This is a genomic window from Streptomyces sp. UC4497 (genome assembly GCF_054871485.1).
In genome coordinates, this window is sequence record NZ_JBTYHB010000022.1 from 109,641 (window position 1) to 126,356 (window position 16,716).

Sequence of the window (16,716 nt, forward strand, 5' to 3'; positions counted from 1 at the left end):
CCTACGCGTCCGGGTCGCGGCGCGCGATCACCCGGTACGCGTTGGAGAAGCGGGTGCGGCGGGCCAGCGGCGCGAGGACCCGGTCGGCCGCGCAGGCGGCGAGGAACGCGGGTGCGACGGCGTACATCAGGACCTTGCGCAGGATGCGCTGGGCCCCGCCGGGGGCCTTGGTGCGCCAGGGGTCGTCGGCGTCGGGCAGGTGCCGGCCCGCGAAGAGGGCGAGTCCTGCCGCGAGATCCAGCGGGATGTGGGGCTCGCTGCGGTCGACGGCGACGACCGTGTAGCCGAGGGCGCGCAGTTCGGCGCGGAGGTTGGCGAGCGGGATCAGATGCAGGTGCTGCGGCTGGAAGTACGAGATCCACCACTTGCCGAGGAGCTTCGCGAAGCGGCTCTCTGGGTCGGGGAGTTCGATCATCAGATGCCCGCCGGGGCGCAGCACGCGGTGCGCGGCCTTCAGTTCCTCGCGCGGATCGCGGGAGCGGCCCAGGTAGTGGAACATGCTCAGCGCGTCGTAGCCGCCCTCGAGTTCGGGGGCGAGATCGGTGAACAGGCCCTGGTGGGCCCGCTCGACGCGGCCCGCCTTGCGCCCCTCCTCAACGCCTTCGCCGCTGTCGAGGCCGTCGAAGGCCGTGTACGGCAGGACCTCTCGGGCCACCGCGGGGAAGTGGCCCTGTCCTGTGCCGATGTCGAGCCAGCTCTCCGGTTCGGCGAACGCGGCGAGGGCGCGGGCGCGGGACCGGTCGCGGTGAGTGGAGGTGCGCGCGCGGAAGATCCACTCGGCCTGGTCGGCGTAGCGGCCCTCGCAGAAGTCCCGGTAGTAGAAGTCCAGGCCCTCGGGGGTGAGGCGGGGGTTCTGGAACGAGTGGGCGCAGGACCCGCACTGAACGAGGGTGAAGCTGCCGGGCTTGTGCTGGAGGAGGTCGGTGGTGCGCAGGCGGGTGCGCAGCCGGGTGCTGCCGCACCAGGGGCAGTCGGGGCGGCGTGGCTCGTGGAAGCGTTCGGTGCCCTGGGCGAGTTCGGTGAGGTAGGCGGGGCGGCGCTCGGCGACGGCCTGGGGGGTGGCGGGGGCGGTCATGGGTGAGGCCTCCAGTCGTGGCAGTCATGGTCTGCGTTGCCGCAACGAGCGCGCGAGATATGACAATTCGACGCGAACATGAACGCAACCGATCATCCCCGAGCAGTTCATGACACCCGGGAGGCGACTCACCGCCCGTCGTCGGCGTCCGCCGGACGGACGCACCCATCGGTGCCCTGTGACGGACGGTGCAGCTGGGGCCAGACCCTCGCGACGGCCGGTACTGTTCGGCGAATGAGCTCGCTGAACCTCGACGACTTCACCGATCTGATCGAGCGCCCCGACGGCGGCACCCGCCGCGACGCCGAGGAGCGCAGGGCCCGCTTCGCCGTGCCGCCGGGCGCCCTCGGCCGCCTCGACGAACTGGGCGAGTGGCTGAGCGCCGCCCAGGGCGCGGTGCCCGTACGACCGGTCGCGCGGCCGCGGGTGGTCCTCTTCGCCGGCGACCACGGCGTGGCCGGACTCGATGTGTCGAAGCGGCCGGCGGGCAGCGCGGCCGACCTCGTACGGGAGGTCGTCGAGGGCGCCTCCACGGGCGCGGTGCTCGCGCGCCGGCTCGGCGTCGGCGTCCGCGTCGTCGACCTCTCCCTGGACTGCGAGCCCGACGAGCTGCCCAAGTCCGTCGACGACCGGCGCGTGCGGCGCGGCTCGGGGTGCATCGACACCGAGGACGCGCTCACCCTCGAAGAGGCGGAGGCCGCGTTCCGCGCGGGCATGGCGGTCGCCGACGAGGAGGCCGACTCCGGTACGGACCTCGTCGTCCTCGGCGACATCAGCGTCGGCGGTACGACGGCGGCGGCCACGCTGATCGCGGCGCTGTGCGGCACGGACGCGTCCGTGGTGACGGGGCGCGGCGGCGACCCCATCGACGACCTCGCCTGGATGCGCAAGTGCGCGGCGATCCGTGACGCGCTGCGGCGGGCCCGGCCCGTTCTCGGCGACCAGTTGCAGCTGCTCGCCACGGTGGGCGGGGCTGATCTCGCGGCGGCGACCGGGTTCCTGTTGCAGTGTGCGGTGCGGCGTACGCCGGTGCTGCTTGACGGGGTGGTCTCCGCGGCCTGTGCGCTCGTCGGCCAGCGGGTCGCGTTCCGCGCCCCCGACTGGTGGCTCGCCGCCCATGCCAGTGGTGAACCGGCCCAGGCGAAGGCGCTCGACCGGATGGCCATGGACGTACTCCTCGACCAGGACGTCCGGGTGGGTGGCGGGACGGGAGCGCTTCTTGCGCTTCCGCTGGTGCAGGCGGCGGCCGCGCTGGCAGCGGAGCTGCCGGAGGCGGCGGACGTGGCGGAGTCGGCTGACCAGGAGGCGTAAGGGGGCGGCCTCCCGGCCTCACGCCACGGGGCTCTGCCCCGGACCCCGCGCCTCAAACGCCGGCGGGGCTGGATTTGCTCACCCGCCGCCTGGGCGTGCGGGCGTCGCCGCCTTGGGCGGCAGGGTGGGCAAGGCGGCGCCCCCGGTGCCGCGCAACCAGGACGGGAGGCGTCGGCCACGAGTGGGCGGTGGCGGGTAATCTCCAGCGGTGTCCGAAAACACCTCCCCCGCCACCCTGCCGGACGGCATACGTTTTGCGTTTGGGACGCTCAGCGTTCTTCGCGTGAAGGTCACCCGCTGGGATCGTGCGGCCGCCCGGAACGGGATGCTCTGCGCGCCGCTCGTCGGGCTGGTCGTCGGGATCGCCGCGGCCGCGGCCGGTGTGGCGTTGACGTTCCTCGGGGCGGGTGCGCTGCTCGCCGCCGTCGCCGCCGTCGCGGTGCCGGCGGCGCTGACCCGCGGACTGCACCTCGACGGGCTCGCGGACGTCGCGGACGGCCTGGGCAGCGGGAAGCCCGCCGACGACGCGCTGCGGATCATGAAGCAGTCGGACATCGGGCCCTTCGGCGTGGTCACGCTCGTCCTGGCCCTGTTCGCCCAAGTCGCCGTCCTGGCCGACCAGTTCGGGCAGTCGTGGTGGCGCGGCGCCCTCGCCGCGACCGTCTCCGCGGTGACCGCGCGCCTCGCCCTGACCTTCGCCTCCCGCACCGGCGTACCGGCCGCCCGCCCCGAGGGGCTCGGCGCGGCGGTGGCGGAGACCGTGTCGCGTCGCGCGGCGTTGATCGTGGGCGTGGTGGTGGTCGCGGCGAGCGCCGCCTTCTCCCTCCAGGCCGCCCTCGCCGTCGTCCTGGGCTGCGCCGCCGCCGAACTCCTGTCGCGCCGCTGCGTCTCCCGCTTCGGCGGGGTGACCGGTGACGTGTTCGGCGCACTCGCCGAGACGGCGGCCACGGCGGCACTGGTGATCCTGGCCCTCGGCTGATCCCGGCGGCAGGGCGCACCTGGACGAAGCGGCCCAAGAACGACGGGCGTAGGCTCGGCCCGGGCGGGCCAACTACCCCCGGCCCCGGCGAAGAAGCCGGGGTTCACCCGATGAAAGAGGGACCTCACCACCGTGACTGCTCTGACTCTCAGCACCGCCGCGGCGACCGGCCTGCGCGCCGACGCGATCGTCGTCGGCGTCGTGAAGGGCGACAACGGCCCGGTCGTCGCGCACGGCGCGGAAGCCGTGGACAAGGCGTACGACGGAAAGCTCGGTTCCGTCCTGGAGACCCTCGGCGCCAGTGGCGGCGAGGGCGAGGTGACCAAGCTCCCGGCACCGTCCGGCTTCAAGGCGCCGCTCGTGCTGGCGGTCGGTCTCGGCGGCGAGCCCGAGAAGGACGGCGCGTACGACAGCGAGGCGCTGCGCCGCGCCGCCGGTGTCGCGGCCCGCGCCCTGGCCGGTTCGAAGAAGGCCGCGTTCGCGCTGCCGGTCGACGACGCCGAGGACGCCGGCGCGATCGCGGAGGGCGCGCTGCTCGGCGCGTACTCCTTCGACACCTACAAGGAGGTCTCCGACGACAAGGGGACTCCGAAGAACGGCAAGGCGCCGCTCGCCGAGGTCGCGATCCTCGGCGGCAAGCCCCGCGACAAGGCGTACAAGGCGGCGATCGAGCGCGCCCTCGCGGTGGCCGAGGAGCTGAACCGCGCCCGCGACCTGATCAACACCCCGCCGAACGACCTGAACCCGGAGTCCTTCGCCGCCGTCGCCCAGGCCGCGGCCAAGGAGCACGGCATCAAGGTGCAGGTGCTCGACGAGAAGGCCCTGGAGAAGGGCGGCTACGGCGGCATCCTCGGCGTCGGCGCCGGTTCCGCCTCCGGCCCGCGCCTGGTGAAGCTCTCGTACAAGAGCGCCAAGGCGGGCAAGAACGCGAAGCACCTCGCCTTCGTCGGCAAGGGCATCACGTACGACTCGGGCGGCATCTCGCTGAAGCCCGCCGGTCACAACGAGACGATGAAGTGCGACATGGCCGGCGCCGCCGCCGTGTTCGCCGCCGTCGTCACCGCCGCGCGCCTGGGTCTCGAGGTGAACGTCACCGGCTGGCTGGCGCTCGCCGAGAACATGCCGTCGGGCTCGGCCACCCGCCCCGGCGACGTGCTGCGCATGTACTCGGGCAAGACGGTCGAGGTGCTCAACACCGACGCCGAGGGCCGCCTCGTGCTCGCCGACGCCATCGCCAAGGCCTCCGAGGAGAACCCGGACGCGATCGTCGACGTCGCGACGCTGACCGGCGCGATGATGCTGGCGCTCGGCTCCCGCACGTTCGGCATCATGTCCAACGACGACGCCTTCCGCGGCTCGATCCACGAGGCCGCCGAGGAGTCCGGCGAGCCCGCCTGGCCGATGCCGCTCCCGACGCACCTGCGCAAGGGCATGGACTCGTCGACCGCCGACATCGCCAACATGGGCGAGCGGATGGGCGGCGGCCTGGTCGCCGGTCTGTTCCTTCAGGAGTTCGTCGGCGAGGGCATCACGTGGGCCCACCTCGACATCGCCGGACCGGCCTTCAACGAGTCGGCCCCGTTCGGTTACACGCCGAAGGGCGGCACGGGTTCCGCGGTCCGCACGCTGGTGCGTCTCGCGGAGCTGACGGCGGCGGGCGACCTCGGCTGAGGCCCCTCGTCCACCGCACAATCGCTGCATAAGCGCTGAACAGCCCCCGGGTGCACACCCCGGGGGCTGTTCGCTTTGAACGAAATACGTGTGTTTGTCCCCGCTCGTCACAGCTGTTTCCGGTGTAACAGCCGTCTCACCCCCCAGCCCGACGTCCCGACTGCCGTCGACAAGTGCGAGGATGGGGTACGGCAGGACAGGGCCCTACCCAGGGCCGAAGAACGAGCGGCCGAACACCCCGCCGCCCGGTCGTCGGAGACCGGCGTACGGCGCACATGCATGGAGGACGTGACGTGGCGAACGACGCCAGCACCGTTTTCGACCTAGTGATCCTCGGCGGTGGCAGTGGCGGTTACGCCGCGGCCCTGCGCGGAGCGCAGCTGGGCCTGGACGTCGCCCTGATCGAGAAGAACAAGCTCGGCGGCACCTGCCTGCACAACGGCTGCATCCCCACGAAGGCTCTGCTGCACGCCGGTGAGATCGCGGACCAGGCGCGCGAGAGCGAGCAGTTCGGTGTCAAGGCCACCTTCGAGGGCATCGACATCAACGCCGTCCACAAGTACAAGGACGACGTGATCTCCGGCCTGTACAAGGGCCTGCAGGGCCTCGTGGCCTCGCGCAAGGTGACGTACATCGAGGGCGAGGGCAAGCTCTCCTCCCCGACGTCCGTCGACGTCAACGGCCAGCGCGTCCAGGGCCGCCACGTCCTCCTGGCGACCGGCTCCGTGCCGAAGTCGCTGCCGGGCCTGGAGATCGACGGCAACCGCATCATCTCGTCGGACCACGCGCTGAAGCTGGACCGCGTCCCGCAGTCCGCGATCGTCCTGGGCGGCGGCGTCATCGGCGTCGAGTTCGCCTCGGCGTGGAAGTCCTTCGGCACCGACGTCACGGTCGTCGAGGGCCTCAAGCACCTCGTCCCGGTCGAGGACGAGAACAGCTCCAAGATCCTGGAGCGCGCCTTCCGCAAGCGCGGCATCAAGTTCAACCTCGGCACCTTCTTCGAGAAGGCCGAGTACACGCAGGACGGCGTCCGCGTGACCCTCGCCGACGGCAAGACCTTCGACGCCGAGGTCCTCCTCGTCGCCATCGGTCGCGGCCCGGTCTCCCAGGGCCTCGGCTACGAGGAGCAGGGCGTCGCCATGGACCGTGGCTTCGTCCTCGTCGACGAGTACATGCAGACCAACGTGCCGACCATCTCGGCCGTCGGTGACCTCGTCCCGACCCTCCAGCTCGCGCACGTCGGCTTCGCAGAGGGCATCCTGGTTGCGGAGCGTCTGGCCGGCCTGAACCCGGTTCCGGTCGACTACGACGGCGTGCCGCGCGTGACCTACTGCCACCCGGAGGTCGCCTCCGTCGGTATCACCGAGGCCAAGGCCAAGGAGATCTACGGTGCGGACAAGGTCGTCGCTCTGAAGTACAACCTCGCGGGCAACGGCAAGTCCAAGATCCTGAAGACCACGGGCGAGATCAAGCTCGTGCAGGTCAAGGACGGTGCCGTGGTCGGCGTCCACATGGTCGGCGACCGCATGGGCGAGCAGGTCGGCGAAGCCCAGTTGATCTACAACTGGGAAGCGCTGCCCGCCGAGGTCGCCCAGCTCGTGCACGCGCACCCCACGCAGAACGAGGCGCTCGGCGAGGCCCACCTGGCCCTCGCGGGCAAGCCGCTGCACTCGCACGACTGAGCCACGCCCCTGTCGCACCTGGGCGCGACGACCGACCACCACAGACTTCCGCACTGCGTTGCCGCGCATTGCACATCGTTAAGGAGCAACCGAAACCATGCCGGTTTCCGTATCCCTTCCGGCGCTCGGTGAGAGCGTCACCGAGGGCACTGTCACCCGCTGGCTGAAGGCCGAGGGCGAGCGCGTCGAGGTCGACGAGCCGCTGCTGGAGGTGTCGACCGACAAGGTCGACACCGAGATCCCCTCGCCCGCCGCCGGCGTGCTCGCCTCCATCAAGGTCGCCGAGGACGAGACCGTCGAGGTCGGCGCCGAGCTGGCCGTCATCGACGACGGTTCCGGTGCCCCCGCCGCCGAGCCCGCCCCGGCGCAGGAGGCTCCGGCCCCCGCCGCCGAGCCGGCCCCCGCCGCTCAGGAAGCCCCGGCCTCCTCCGGTGGCAGCGCCTCCGGTACCGACGTCGTGCTGCCCGCACTGGGCGAGTCGGTCACCGAGGGCACCGTCACCCGCTGGCTGAAGGAGGTCGGCGAGGAGGTCGCGGAGGACGAGCCACTGCTCGAGGTCTCGACCGACAAGGTCGACACCGAGATCCCCTCCCCCGTCGCCGGCGTTCTCCTTGAGATCACCGTCGCCGAGGACGAGACCGCCGAGGTCGGCGCCAAGCTCGCCGTCATCGGTGCCCCGGGTGCCGCCCCGGCCGCCGCCGAGGCCCCGGCCCCGGCTGCTCCGGCCGCCGCTCCGGCCCCGGCCCCGGCCCCCGAGCCGACTCCGGCTCCGGCCGCCCCCGCTGCGCCCGCCGCCCCGGCCGCGCCCGCCGCCGCCCCGGCTGCTCCGGCCCCCGCGCCGGCCGCTCCGGCCCCGGTCGCCCCCGCTGCCCCGGCCACCCCCGCCGCGCCGGCCACCCCGGCCGACGAGGGCGCGTACGTGACCCCGCTGGTGCGCAAGCTCGCCTCCGAGCACGGCGTCGACCTGTCCACGGTCAAGGGCACCGGCGTCGGTGGCCGCATCCGCAAGCAGGACGTCACCGCCGCCGCCGAGGCCGCCAAGGCCGCCAAGGCGCAGGCTCCGGCCGCTGCCGCCCCGGCCGCCGCTGCCACCAAGTCCGCCCCGACCCTGGAGGCTTCGCCGCTCCGTGGTCAGACGGTCAAGCTGCCGCGCATCCGCAAGGCCATCGCGGACAACATGCACAAGGCGCTGCAGGAGCAGGCTCAGCTGTCCTCGGTCATCGAGGTCGACATCACCAAGCTGATGAAGCTGCGCAACAAGGCCAAGAACGGCTTCGCGGCCCGCGAGGGCGTCAAGCTCTCCCCGATGCCGTTCTTCGTCAAGGCCGCCGTCCAGGCGCTGAAGGCCCACCCGGTCATCAACGCGCGCCTGAACTACGACGAGGGCACCATCACCTACTTCGACTCCGAGAACGTCGGCATCGCCGTCGACTCGGAGAAGGGCCTGATGACCCCGGTCATCAAGGGCGCGGGTGACCTCAACATCGCGGGCATCGCCAAGAAGACCGCCGAGCTGGCCGACAAGGTCCGCACGAACAAGATCGCCCCGGACGACCTGTCCGGCGCGACCTTCACGATCTCCAACACGGGATCGCGCGGCGCCCTCTTCGACACCGTCATCGTTCCGCCGAACCAGGTCGCCATCCTGGGCATCGGCGCCACGGTCAAGCGCCCGGTCGTCGTCTCCGACCCGGAGCTCGGTGACACGATCGCCGTCCGTGACATGACGTACGTGACGCTCTCCTACGACCACCGTCTGGTGGACGGCGCGGACGCCGCCCGCTACCTGACGACGGTCAAGCAGATCCTCGAGGCCGGCGAGTTCACCGCCGAGCTCGGTCTGTAAAGACAGCAGGTCCACGACGGCGCCCCCGACCGGAACCTTCCGGTCGGGGGCGCCGTCGTACGCGCGCGTGCGTAGCCGTACGCCCGGGCGGGCACCCCCTTCTGTAGCCCGCCCCCGACAAACGCTCTCTGTAACCGGCATCACCCGCCGCATGCGCGGCCGTACCCCGTCCGGCCAGGGCAGCGGCCGTATTGTCTAAGGGTCCCCGCCGACCCACCGGGTCCACCCTGCCAAGGAGCCCCCATGACCGCGCCCGTCGTCCACTCGCTTCGCGATCAGATCCGCGAGCACATCGTCGAGGGGATCGTCAGCGGCCGCTGGAAGCCGGGCGAGCGGATCGTGGAGCGCCGGATCGCGACCGAGCTGGAGGTCTCCCAGACCCCGGTGCGGGAGGCGCTGCGGGAGCTGGAGTCGCTGCGGCTCATCGAGTCGGCGCCGAACAAGGGCGTGCGCGTACGGAACCTCTCTGCGGCGGACCTGGAGGAGTCCTACCCCGTCAGGGCGGGCCTGGAGGCCATCGCGGCGGAGCTGGCGGCCGACCGGCTCGCCGACGACTGCTCGGCCCTGGAACCCCACGTAGAGGCGCTCTACAGGGCCGACCAGGAGGCCGACGGGACCGCCCAGGTGCGGCACACGGTCGCGTTCCACCGAGAGCTGGTGCGGGCCGCGGACAACTCCGTGCTGTTCCACACCTGGGAAGGGCTCGGGATCGAGGTCTTCACCGCGCTGTCCATCCGCTGGCTGGGCACGGTGCAGCAGTCGTACGCGGAGGAGCACGCGGATCTCGTCGCCGCGTTCCGGCGGCGTGACCCGGAGATCGCGGCCTTGGTGAAGGCACATGTGCTGGGGTGTGCACCCCGCGCATGAAGGGTCACCGTCCGCTTCTCTGACCAGGCACTCCGTGCCCTGATCAAGAAAAACAGGCGACACCCTGTGCCGACTTTCTTGATCTGAAGAGATTTTGCGGGTGAATCCTTTGATCGATCATCGATCAGGGAGTTACAGTCACCGACGGGTCTCTACCCGGGACCCCGCCCTGTCCTGCCAAAGACAAAGGGCACCCCCACCCCACCCCCTTCGACTCAGGAAGGCGTGCGGCGACTATGACCGACCCCATGCGCATCCAGCCGAGCGAGCTCGACCAGCTCCCGGACCGTGACCCCGAGGAGACCGCCGAATGGCGGGCCTCCCTGGACGCCGTCACCAAGGCGGCCGGGCCACACCGTGCCGCGTACCTGATGCGGCGCACCCTGGAAGGCGCCGAGGCGGGCGGCCTGGCGCTGCCGAAGCTTCTTGAGACGGACTACGTCAACTCCATCCCCACCGCCGCCGAGCCGGAGTTCCCCGGCGACGAGGAGATGGAAGCCAGGATCACCGCGTACAACCGCTGGAACGCGGCCGCGATGGTGACCCGTGGCTCGAAGCACGGCGTCGGCGGCCACATCGCCACCTTCGCCTCGGCCGCCTGGCTGTACGAGACCGGCTTCAACCACTTCTTCCGCGGCAAGGAGGGCGACGGCTCGGGCGACCAGCTCTACATCCAGGGCCACGCATCGCCCGGCATCTACGCCCGCGCGTTCCTCGACGGCCGCCTGTCCGAGCAGCAGCTCGACAACTTCCGCCGCGAGGCCGGGGGCAACGGCCTGCCGTCGTACCCGCACCCGCGGCGCCTGCCCTGGCTGTGGGAGTTCCCGACGGTGTCCATGGGCCTCGGCCCGCTGTCCGCCGTCTACCAGGCGCGGTTCAACCGCTACCTGACGGCGCGCAACATCAAGGACACGTCAAACTCGCACGTCTGGGCGTTCCTCGGCGACGGCGAGATGGACGAGCCCGAGTCGACCTCGGCGCTCACGCTCGCCGCCCGCGAGGGTCTGGACAACCTGACCTTCGTCATCAACTGCAACCTGCAGCGCCTGGACGGCCCGGTCCGCCCGAACTTCCGCGTGGTGCAGGAGCTCGAGGCCCAGTTCCTCGGCTCCGGCTGGAACGTCATCAAATCCATGTGGGGCAACGCCTGGGACGAGCTCTTCCAGCTCGACACCACCGGCGCCCTCCTTCGCCGCCTGCGCGAGGTCCCGGACGCCCAGTTCCAGACGTACCAGACGCGCGACGTCGCCTACATCCGCGAGAACTTCTTCGGCACCGACCCGGCGCTCGTCGAGCTCGCCAAGGTCCTGTCCGACGACAAGATCTCCGAGTGCTTCCACACCTCCCGCGGCGGCCACGAGCCCCGCAAGGTGTACGCGGCGTACAAGGCGGCCGTCGAGCACAAGGGCAAGCCGACCGTGATCCTCACCCAGACGGTGAAGGGCTTCACGCTCGGCAAGGGCTTCGAGTCCAAGAACGCCAACCACCAGATGAAGAAGCTGACGATCGACGAGTTCAAGGGGATGCGTGACCTCCTTGACCTGCCGATCCCGGACAGCCGCTTCGAGGACGGCGTCGTCCCGTACGCGCGTCCCGCCGAGGACTCCCCCGAGCTGCGCTACCTCGCCGAGCGTCGCGCCGCCCTCGGTGGCCCCGCCCCGGCCCGCCGTACGCAGCCGCTCGCGCCGCTGCCCGCGCCCGCGGACAAGGCGTTCGCCTCGTTCGACAAGGGCTCCGGCTCGCAGTCCGTCGCCTCGACGATGGCGCTCGTACGCCTCCTCAAGGACCTCGTACGGGACAAGACGTCCGGCAAGCGCTGGGTGCCGATCATCCCCGACGAGGCGCGCACCTTCGGCATGGAGTCGCTGTTCCCGTCGCTCGGTCTGTACTCGCCCAAGGGCCAGACGTACGACCCGGTCGACCGCGACCAGCTCATGTACTACAAGGAGTCCGAGTCCGGCCAGATCCTCAACGAGGGGATCAACGAGGCCGGTTCGCTCGCGGACTTCATCGCCGCCGCCACGTCGTACTCGACGCACGGCGAGCAGATGATCCCGCTGTACATCTTCTACTCGATGTTCGGCTGGCAGCGCACCGGCGACCAGTTCTGGCAGCTCGCCGACCAGATGGGCCGCGGCTTCGTCGTCGGCGCCACGGCCGGCCGCACCACGCTCACCGGTGAGGGTCTGCAGCACGCGGACGGCCACTCGCCGATGATCGCGGCCACCAACCCGGCGGCTCTCTCCTACGACCCGGCGTTCGCCTACGAGATCGCGGTCATCATGAAGGAGGGCCTGCGCCGCATGTACGGCGAGGCCAAGCCGGGCGAGGACCAGGACGTCTTCTACTACCTGACGGTCTACAACGAGCCGATGCCGCAGCCGGCCAAGCCCGCCGTGGACGGTCTCGACGAGGCCATCATCAAGGGCCTCTACCGCTTCAACACGGCGGAGACCGCGGGTGTGGACGTGGCGGCCGCGAACGCCCCGCGCACCAACCTCATCGCCTCCGGTACGGCGATCCACTGGACGCTCAAGGCGCAGCAGCTGCTCGCCGAGGACTGGGGCGTGGCCGCCGACGTGTGGTCCGCGACCTCCTGGACCGAGCTGCGCCGTGAGGCCCTGGAGGCCGACGAGGCGCTGCTGAACGGCGAGGAGCGGGTGCCGTTCGTCCGCCAGGCGCTCCAGGGCGCCGAGGGCCCGGTGCTGGCCGTGTCCGACTACATGCGTCAGGTCCCCGACCAGATCGCGCAGTGGGTCGAGCAGGACTACACCTCGCTGGGCGCCGACGGCTTCGGCCTCTCGGACACCCGTGAGGACGCCCGCCGCCACTTCGGCGTCGACGCCGAGTCGATCGTCGTCGCGGCCCTCGCCCAGCTCGCCCGCCGCGGCGAGGTCAAGGCGACGGCCGTGAAGGAGGCGCGCGAGCGCTACGGCCTGTAGTTCTTCGTCTGCTTCGTCGAAGCACGGGCTTGTGCGTGCCCCGTCCCGATTGCCGGGGCGGGGCACGCGTGCGTGAATGGACGCGTCGTCGCGCAGGCCGTCCGCGAAAGGCACAGTGCCGTGAAGATCTCCAAGTCCCCCTCCGCTCCCTGCTGGGCCGATCTGTCGACCACCGACCCGGAGGCGGCCCGGTACTTCTACGAGGCCCTGTTCGGCTGGCGCACCCGCTCGTCCGACGACCCCACGGTCGGCGGCCACGGCACGTTCTCGCTCGACAGCCCGGACGGACCCAAGGTGGCCGGGGTCGGCCCGGTGCTGCGCCCCGGACAGCCCGCCGCCTGGCTGCCGTACTTCCAGTCCAGCGGGATCGACGCGGTCACCGCGCGCGTGAGCGGCAATGGCGGCCGGGTCGTCTCCGGCCCGATCGGCGTCCCCGACGAGGGCAGGCTCGCGGTCTGCCAGGACCGGGCAGGCGCCGTGTTCGGCCTGTGGGAGCCGCAGGAGCACGCCGGCTTCCAGGCGGTGAACGTGCCGAGCAGCTTCTGCTGGTTCGAGCTGCTCACCCGGGACGGCGCGGGCGCCGTCGACTTCTACCAGTCGGTGCTCGGCTGGGGCACCGAGCGGAACGGCTCCTACATGAACTGGACGGTCGCCGACGAGCCCTTCGGCGGCATGGTCGACATGTCGACCGGACAGTTCCCGCCCGAGGTGCCCTCGTACTGGAATCTGTACGTGGCCGTGGACGATCCGGACGCGGTGGCCGAGCGCTGCGTAGAGCTGTCGGGGCAGGTCCTGGTGCAGCCCACGACGATCGAGCCGGGGCGGTTCGCGATGCTCGCGGACCCGCAGGGCGCGGCGTTCTCGGTGATGCGCTTCGCCGCTTGAGCGGGGTCCGTTGTCAGTGGGGCGGTTCATGATGGCCGTATGCGTGCTGCCCGCCTGATCAAGATGGTGCTGTTGCTCCAGTCCCGGCCGTCCATGACCGCGGCCGAGCTGGCGCGCGAGCTCGAGGTGTCCGAGCGGACGGTGACGCGGGACGCACAGGCGTTGTCGGAGGCCGGGGTTCCGGTGTACGCGGACCGGGGGCGGGCCGGTGGGTACCGGCTGATCGGCGGGTACCGGACGCGGCTCACGGGGCTCGCGCGGGGCGAGGCGGAGGCGCTGTTCCTGTCGGGGGTGCCGGGGGCGCTGCGCGAGATGGGCCTGGAGGACGCGTCGTCGGCAGCGCGTCTGAAGGTGTCGGCGGCCCTGCTGCCCTCCTTGCGGGACGCGCCGCGGACGGCGGCGCAGCGCTTCCATCTGGACGCGCCGGGATGGTTCCAGGAGCCGCAGACGCCCGAGCTGCTGCCCGCGGTCGCGGAGGCGGTGTGGGAGGACCGGGTGCTGCGGGTGCGCTATCGCCGCACTTCACTGGGGCAGTCGGAGGACGTGGAGCGGGAGTTGGAGCCTTACGGGCTCGTGCTCAAGGCGGGCGTCTGGTACCTGGCGGCGGCGGTGCGCGGGGCTGACGCCTTCCGGGTGTACCGGGTCGACCGGTTCACGGCGGTGGAGCCGGGAGAGGAGCGGTTCGAGCGGGTCGAGGGGGAGGACGCGTTCGACCTGCCGGCGTTCTGGGAGGAGCGGGCGGCGCAATTCGCGCGGGCACTGCTGCGGTCGGAGGTCGTCGTGCGGCTCACGCCCTCGGGGGTACGTCAACTGCCGTACGCCACCGATCCGGCGTCCGCGCGCGAGGCCGTGGAGTCGGCGGGGGACGCGGACGCGGAGGGGCGGGTGACGGTGACCCTGCCGGTCGAGTCGGAGGACGTGGCGTACACGCAGCTCATGGCGCTCGGGCCGGAGGCGGAGGTGGTGGCTCCGGCGGCGCTGCGGGAGCGGTTCGCGCTGGCCGCGCGGCGGATGCGGGAGTGGTACGGCTGACGGGTGCCTCGCCGCGAGGGGGCGTCCCGGGCGTGCCGTGGGCATGTGCATGCATAACGAAGTGGAGCAGCTCCCGCGCTCGGCGTGCGCCCCATCGGTACAGGGCCGATGCTGGTCCCGTGATGGACGAGACCGAGTTCTGGGAGATCGTGGACAGTACGCGTGAGGCCGCGGGTGGCGACCCCGAGGATCACGCCGAGCTGCTCGTCGAGCGGCTGCTACGGTCCGATCCGGATTTCGTGCTCGACTTCGCCCGGCACTTCGAGTCCCGGTACAACCGGGCGTACCGGTGGGATCTTTGGGGCGCGGCCTGGGTCCTGCTGGACGGGGCGAGCGACGATGCCTTCGACTACTTCCGGTGCTGGTTGATCGGCCAGGGCCGGGAGACGTTCGAGGGGGCGTTGCACGATCCGGACTCGTTGGCGGAGCTCCTGGACGACTTCGACGAGGAGGTCGACGGGGACGGTGAGGAGATCGGGTACGCGGCGGACGAGGCGTACGAACAGCTGACCGGGGTGGTCGCCCCGGACCTGGGCCTCGCCCCCGCACCCCCGGAACCGGAGGGCACGCCTCTGGACTTCGAGGACGACGGGGTGATGGCCCGGACGTATCCCCGCTTGACGTCCCGTTTCGGCTAACCGCGGCACCGGGGCCGGGCCCCGTCGTGACGGTTAGGCACGCGACACCGGGGCCGGGCCCCGTCGTGATGGGTGCGCGGCACCGGGGCGCCGCCTTGCCCACCCTGCCGCCCCAGGCGGCAGATTGCCCAAGGCGGCCGGCGGTACCCCGTCGGGCCGACGCCCCCGGAGGGGGCGGGTGGGTGGGAGATGGGCGGGAGCCGGGCCATTGGCGGCGGGTGGGCAAATCCAGCCCCTGCGGCGTTTGAGCAGCGGGGTCCGGGGCGGAGCCCCGGGGCGTAGGGACGGGGCCGCTTACGCCGCGCGGAGCGCCTGGGTCAGGCTGGGGTGGGTGAACTCGAAGCCGGATTCCAGCAGCCGCGTGGGCACGGCACGGGTGGACCCAAGAACGTCACCCGACATCTCACCGAGCACCACCCTCAGCACCGCCGCCGGAACCGGCAGCACCGTGGGTCGCCTCAGGACCCGCCCCATCGCCTCCGTCACCTCCCGATTCGTCGCCGGCTGCGGCGCCGTCAGGTTCACAGGCCCTGCCACGTCACCCGCCTCCAAAAGGTGCCGCAGCGCCGCCACATGGTCGTCGAGCGCGATGTACGACCAGTACTGCCGCCCGTCCCCCATCCGCCCCCCGAGCCCCGCCTTGAACAGCGGAAAGAGCTTGCCCCAGGCCCCACCGCCCCGCGCGACCACGAGACCGGTACGGGCGAACACCGTACGGATGCCCGCCTGGTGCGCGGGCGCCGCCGCGGCTTCCCACTCGACGCACACCGAGGGCAGGAAACCGTCACCTGCCGGAGCCGTCTCATCGACGGTGCGGCTGCCCGTGTCGCCGTAGTAGCCGACCGCGCTGCCGTTGAGGAAGACCCGCGGCGGCACCTCCAGCCCCGCCGCCGCCCGCGCGAGCGTCTGCGTACCGAGGACCCGGCTGTCACGGATCTCCCGCTTGTACGCGGCCGTCCACCGGTGGTCACCGACCCCCGCCCCCGCGAGGTTGACGATCGCCTCGCAGCCTGCGAGCCGGGACGAGTCGACGTACCCCTCCTTCGGATCCCAGCGGGCCTCGTCCGCCGCCCGTGGCGCGCGCCGCACCAGGCGCACCACGTCGTGCCCGTCGTCCGTCAGGGACCGGACCAGGGCCGAGCCGATGAGTCCGGAAGCGCCCGCCACCACGAAACGTGTCATGGGACCCATCCTGCCCGTCGTACAGTCGGCCGCATGTCAGCCCCCGAGGGCTCCTTGGCCCACATACGTTCCGCCGTCCCCGATGACGCGCCCGCGCTCGACCGCCTCGACCGGGAGACCTGGTCGTATCTGCACGCGGTGAAGGCGCTCGACCCGGCCCCTTCCCCGTTCTTCAACGAGCGTTTCGGCCCGCGCGACCACCTCGTCGCCGAGCTCGACGGCGCGCTCGTCGGCTACGTCCGCCTCGGCCGCCCCACGCCCCTGGAGTCGAACGCGCACGTACGGCAGATCATGGGGCTCGCGGTCGCCGACGCGGCCCGCGGGCGCGGCACGGGCCGGGCCCTCGTGCGGGGCGCGATCGAGCTGGCACGGCGGCAGGGCGCACGCCGGATCACGCTGCGCGTCCTCGGCCACAACACCCCGGCCCGGAAGCTGTACGAGGCGGAGGGCTTCGTCATCGAGGGCGTACTGCCCGGCGAGTTCCTGCTCGACGGCTCGTACGTGGACGACGTGCTGATGGGACAGCCCCTGTAGCCCGTCCGGCGCGGCGCGGTCACGGCGTGCGACGGGCCCCGACTCGTAGCAGGGTGAGGTGGTACGTCCGTC

Annotated in this window: 13 protein-coding genes; 11 read left to right on the forward strand and 2 right to left on the reverse strand. The window is 71.8% G+C overall.

The window, feature by feature from the left end; translation table 11 throughout:
* Position 1 precedes the first annotated feature (1 nt).
* Complete coding sequence (locus tag ACYSUO_RS27390) at positions 2-1,075, reverse strand: class I SAM-dependent methyltransferase (protein WP_461778904.1); 1,074 nt, start codon at positions 1,073-1,075, stop codon at positions 2-4.
* 234 nt (positions 1,076-1,309) lie between these two features.
* On the opposite strand from ACYSUO_RS27390, the gene cobT reads away from it, so the two are divergent.
* The 10 genes from cobT (at position 1,310) to ACYSUO_RS27440 (ending at position 14,928) form a co-directional block, all read left to right on the forward strand.
* The gene (cobT, locus tag ACYSUO_RS27395) at positions 1,310-2,386 is read left to right on the forward strand and encodes a nicotinate-nucleotide--dimethylbenzimidazole phosphoribosyltransferase (RefSeq protein ID WP_461778905.1); all 1,077 of its coding nucleotides are present in this window, start codon (positions 1,310-1,312) and stop codon (positions 2,384-2,386) included.
* A gap of 208 nt (positions 2,387-2,594) precedes the next feature.
* The gene (locus ACYSUO_RS27400) at positions 2,595-3,365 is read left to right on the forward strand and encodes an adenosylcobinamide-GDP ribazoletransferase (RefSeq protein WP_461778906.1); all 771 of its coding nucleotides are present in this window, start codon (positions 2,595-2,597) and stop codon (positions 3,363-3,365) included.
* A gap of 132 nt (positions 3,366-3,497) precedes the next feature.
* A complete protein-coding gene (locus tag ACYSUO_RS27405) occupies positions 3,498-5,036 on the forward strand; it encodes a leucyl aminopeptidase (protein WP_461778907.1) in 1,539 nt (512 codons plus the stop codon).
* A 293-nt stretch (positions 5,037-5,329) separates the two neighbouring features.
* Positions 5,330-6,718: a dihydrolipoyl dehydrogenase gene (gene lpdA / locus ACYSUO_RS27410; RefSeq protein WP_426904007.1), complete on the forward strand. Its 1,389-nt coding sequence runs from the start codon at positions 5,330-5,332 to the stop codon at positions 6,716-6,718.
* A gap of 97 nt (positions 6,719-6,815) precedes the next feature.
* Positions 6,816-8,564 carry a 2-oxoglutarate dehydrogenase, E2 component, dihydrolipoamide succinyltransferase gene (sucB, locus tag ACYSUO_RS27415; RefSeq protein ID WP_461778908.1) on the forward strand — a complete coding sequence of 583 codons (1,749 nt, stop codon included), beginning with the start codon at positions 6,816-6,818 and terminating at the stop codon, positions 8,562-8,564.
* Positions 8,565-8,807: 243 nt separating this feature from the next.
* Positions 8,808-9,431 carry a GntR family transcriptional regulator gene (locus ACYSUO_RS27420; protein ID WP_404004637.1) on the forward strand — a complete coding sequence of 208 codons (624 nt, stop codon included), beginning with the start codon at positions 8,808-8,810 and terminating at the stop codon, positions 9,429-9,431.
* Between the two features lie 236 nt (positions 9,432-9,667).
* Positions 9,668-12,373 carry a pyruvate dehydrogenase (acetyl-transferring), homodimeric type gene (gene aceE, locus ACYSUO_RS27425; RefSeq protein ID WP_461778909.1) on the forward strand — a complete coding sequence of 902 codons (2,706 nt, stop codon included), beginning with the start codon at positions 9,668-9,670 and terminating at the stop codon, positions 12,371-12,373.
* Between the two features lie 120 nt (positions 12,374-12,493).
* A complete protein-coding gene (locus tag ACYSUO_RS27430) occupies positions 12,494-13,258 on the forward strand; it encodes a VOC family protein (RefSeq protein ID WP_461778910.1) in 765 nt (254 codons plus the stop codon).
* Between the two features lie 39 nt (positions 13,259-13,297).
* Entirely contained in the window at positions 13,298-14,290 is a 993-nt protein-coding gene (locus tag ACYSUO_RS27435; protein WP_461778911.1) for a helix-turn-helix transcriptional regulator, read from the forward strand.
* A 122-nt stretch (positions 14,291-14,412) separates the two neighbouring features.
* Positions 14,413-14,928: a DUF4240 domain-containing protein gene (locus ACYSUO_RS27440; protein ID WP_461778927.1), complete on the forward strand. Its 516-nt coding sequence runs from the start codon at positions 14,413-14,415 to the stop codon at positions 14,926-14,928.
* Positions 14,929-15,222: 294 nt separating this feature from the next.
* Here the strand turns inward: ACYSUO_RS27440 and ACYSUO_RS27445 are convergent, their stop codons facing one another.
* The gene (locus ACYSUO_RS27445; protein ID WP_461778912.1) at positions 15,223-16,110 is read right to left on the reverse strand and encodes a TIGR01777 family oxidoreductase; all 888 of its coding nucleotides are present in this window, start codon (positions 16,108-16,110) and stop codon (positions 15,223-15,225) included.
* A 33-nt stretch (positions 16,111-16,143) separates the two neighbouring features.
* Here ACYSUO_RS27445 and ACYSUO_RS27450 point away from each other — a divergent pair, with 33 nt between their 5' ends.
* Positions 16,144-16,644 carry a GNAT family N-acetyltransferase gene (locus ACYSUO_RS27450; protein ID WP_461778913.1) on the forward strand — a complete coding sequence of 167 codons (501 nt, stop codon included), beginning with the start codon at positions 16,144-16,146 and terminating at the stop codon, positions 16,642-16,644.
* Positions 16,645-16,716 lie beyond the last annotated feature (72 nt).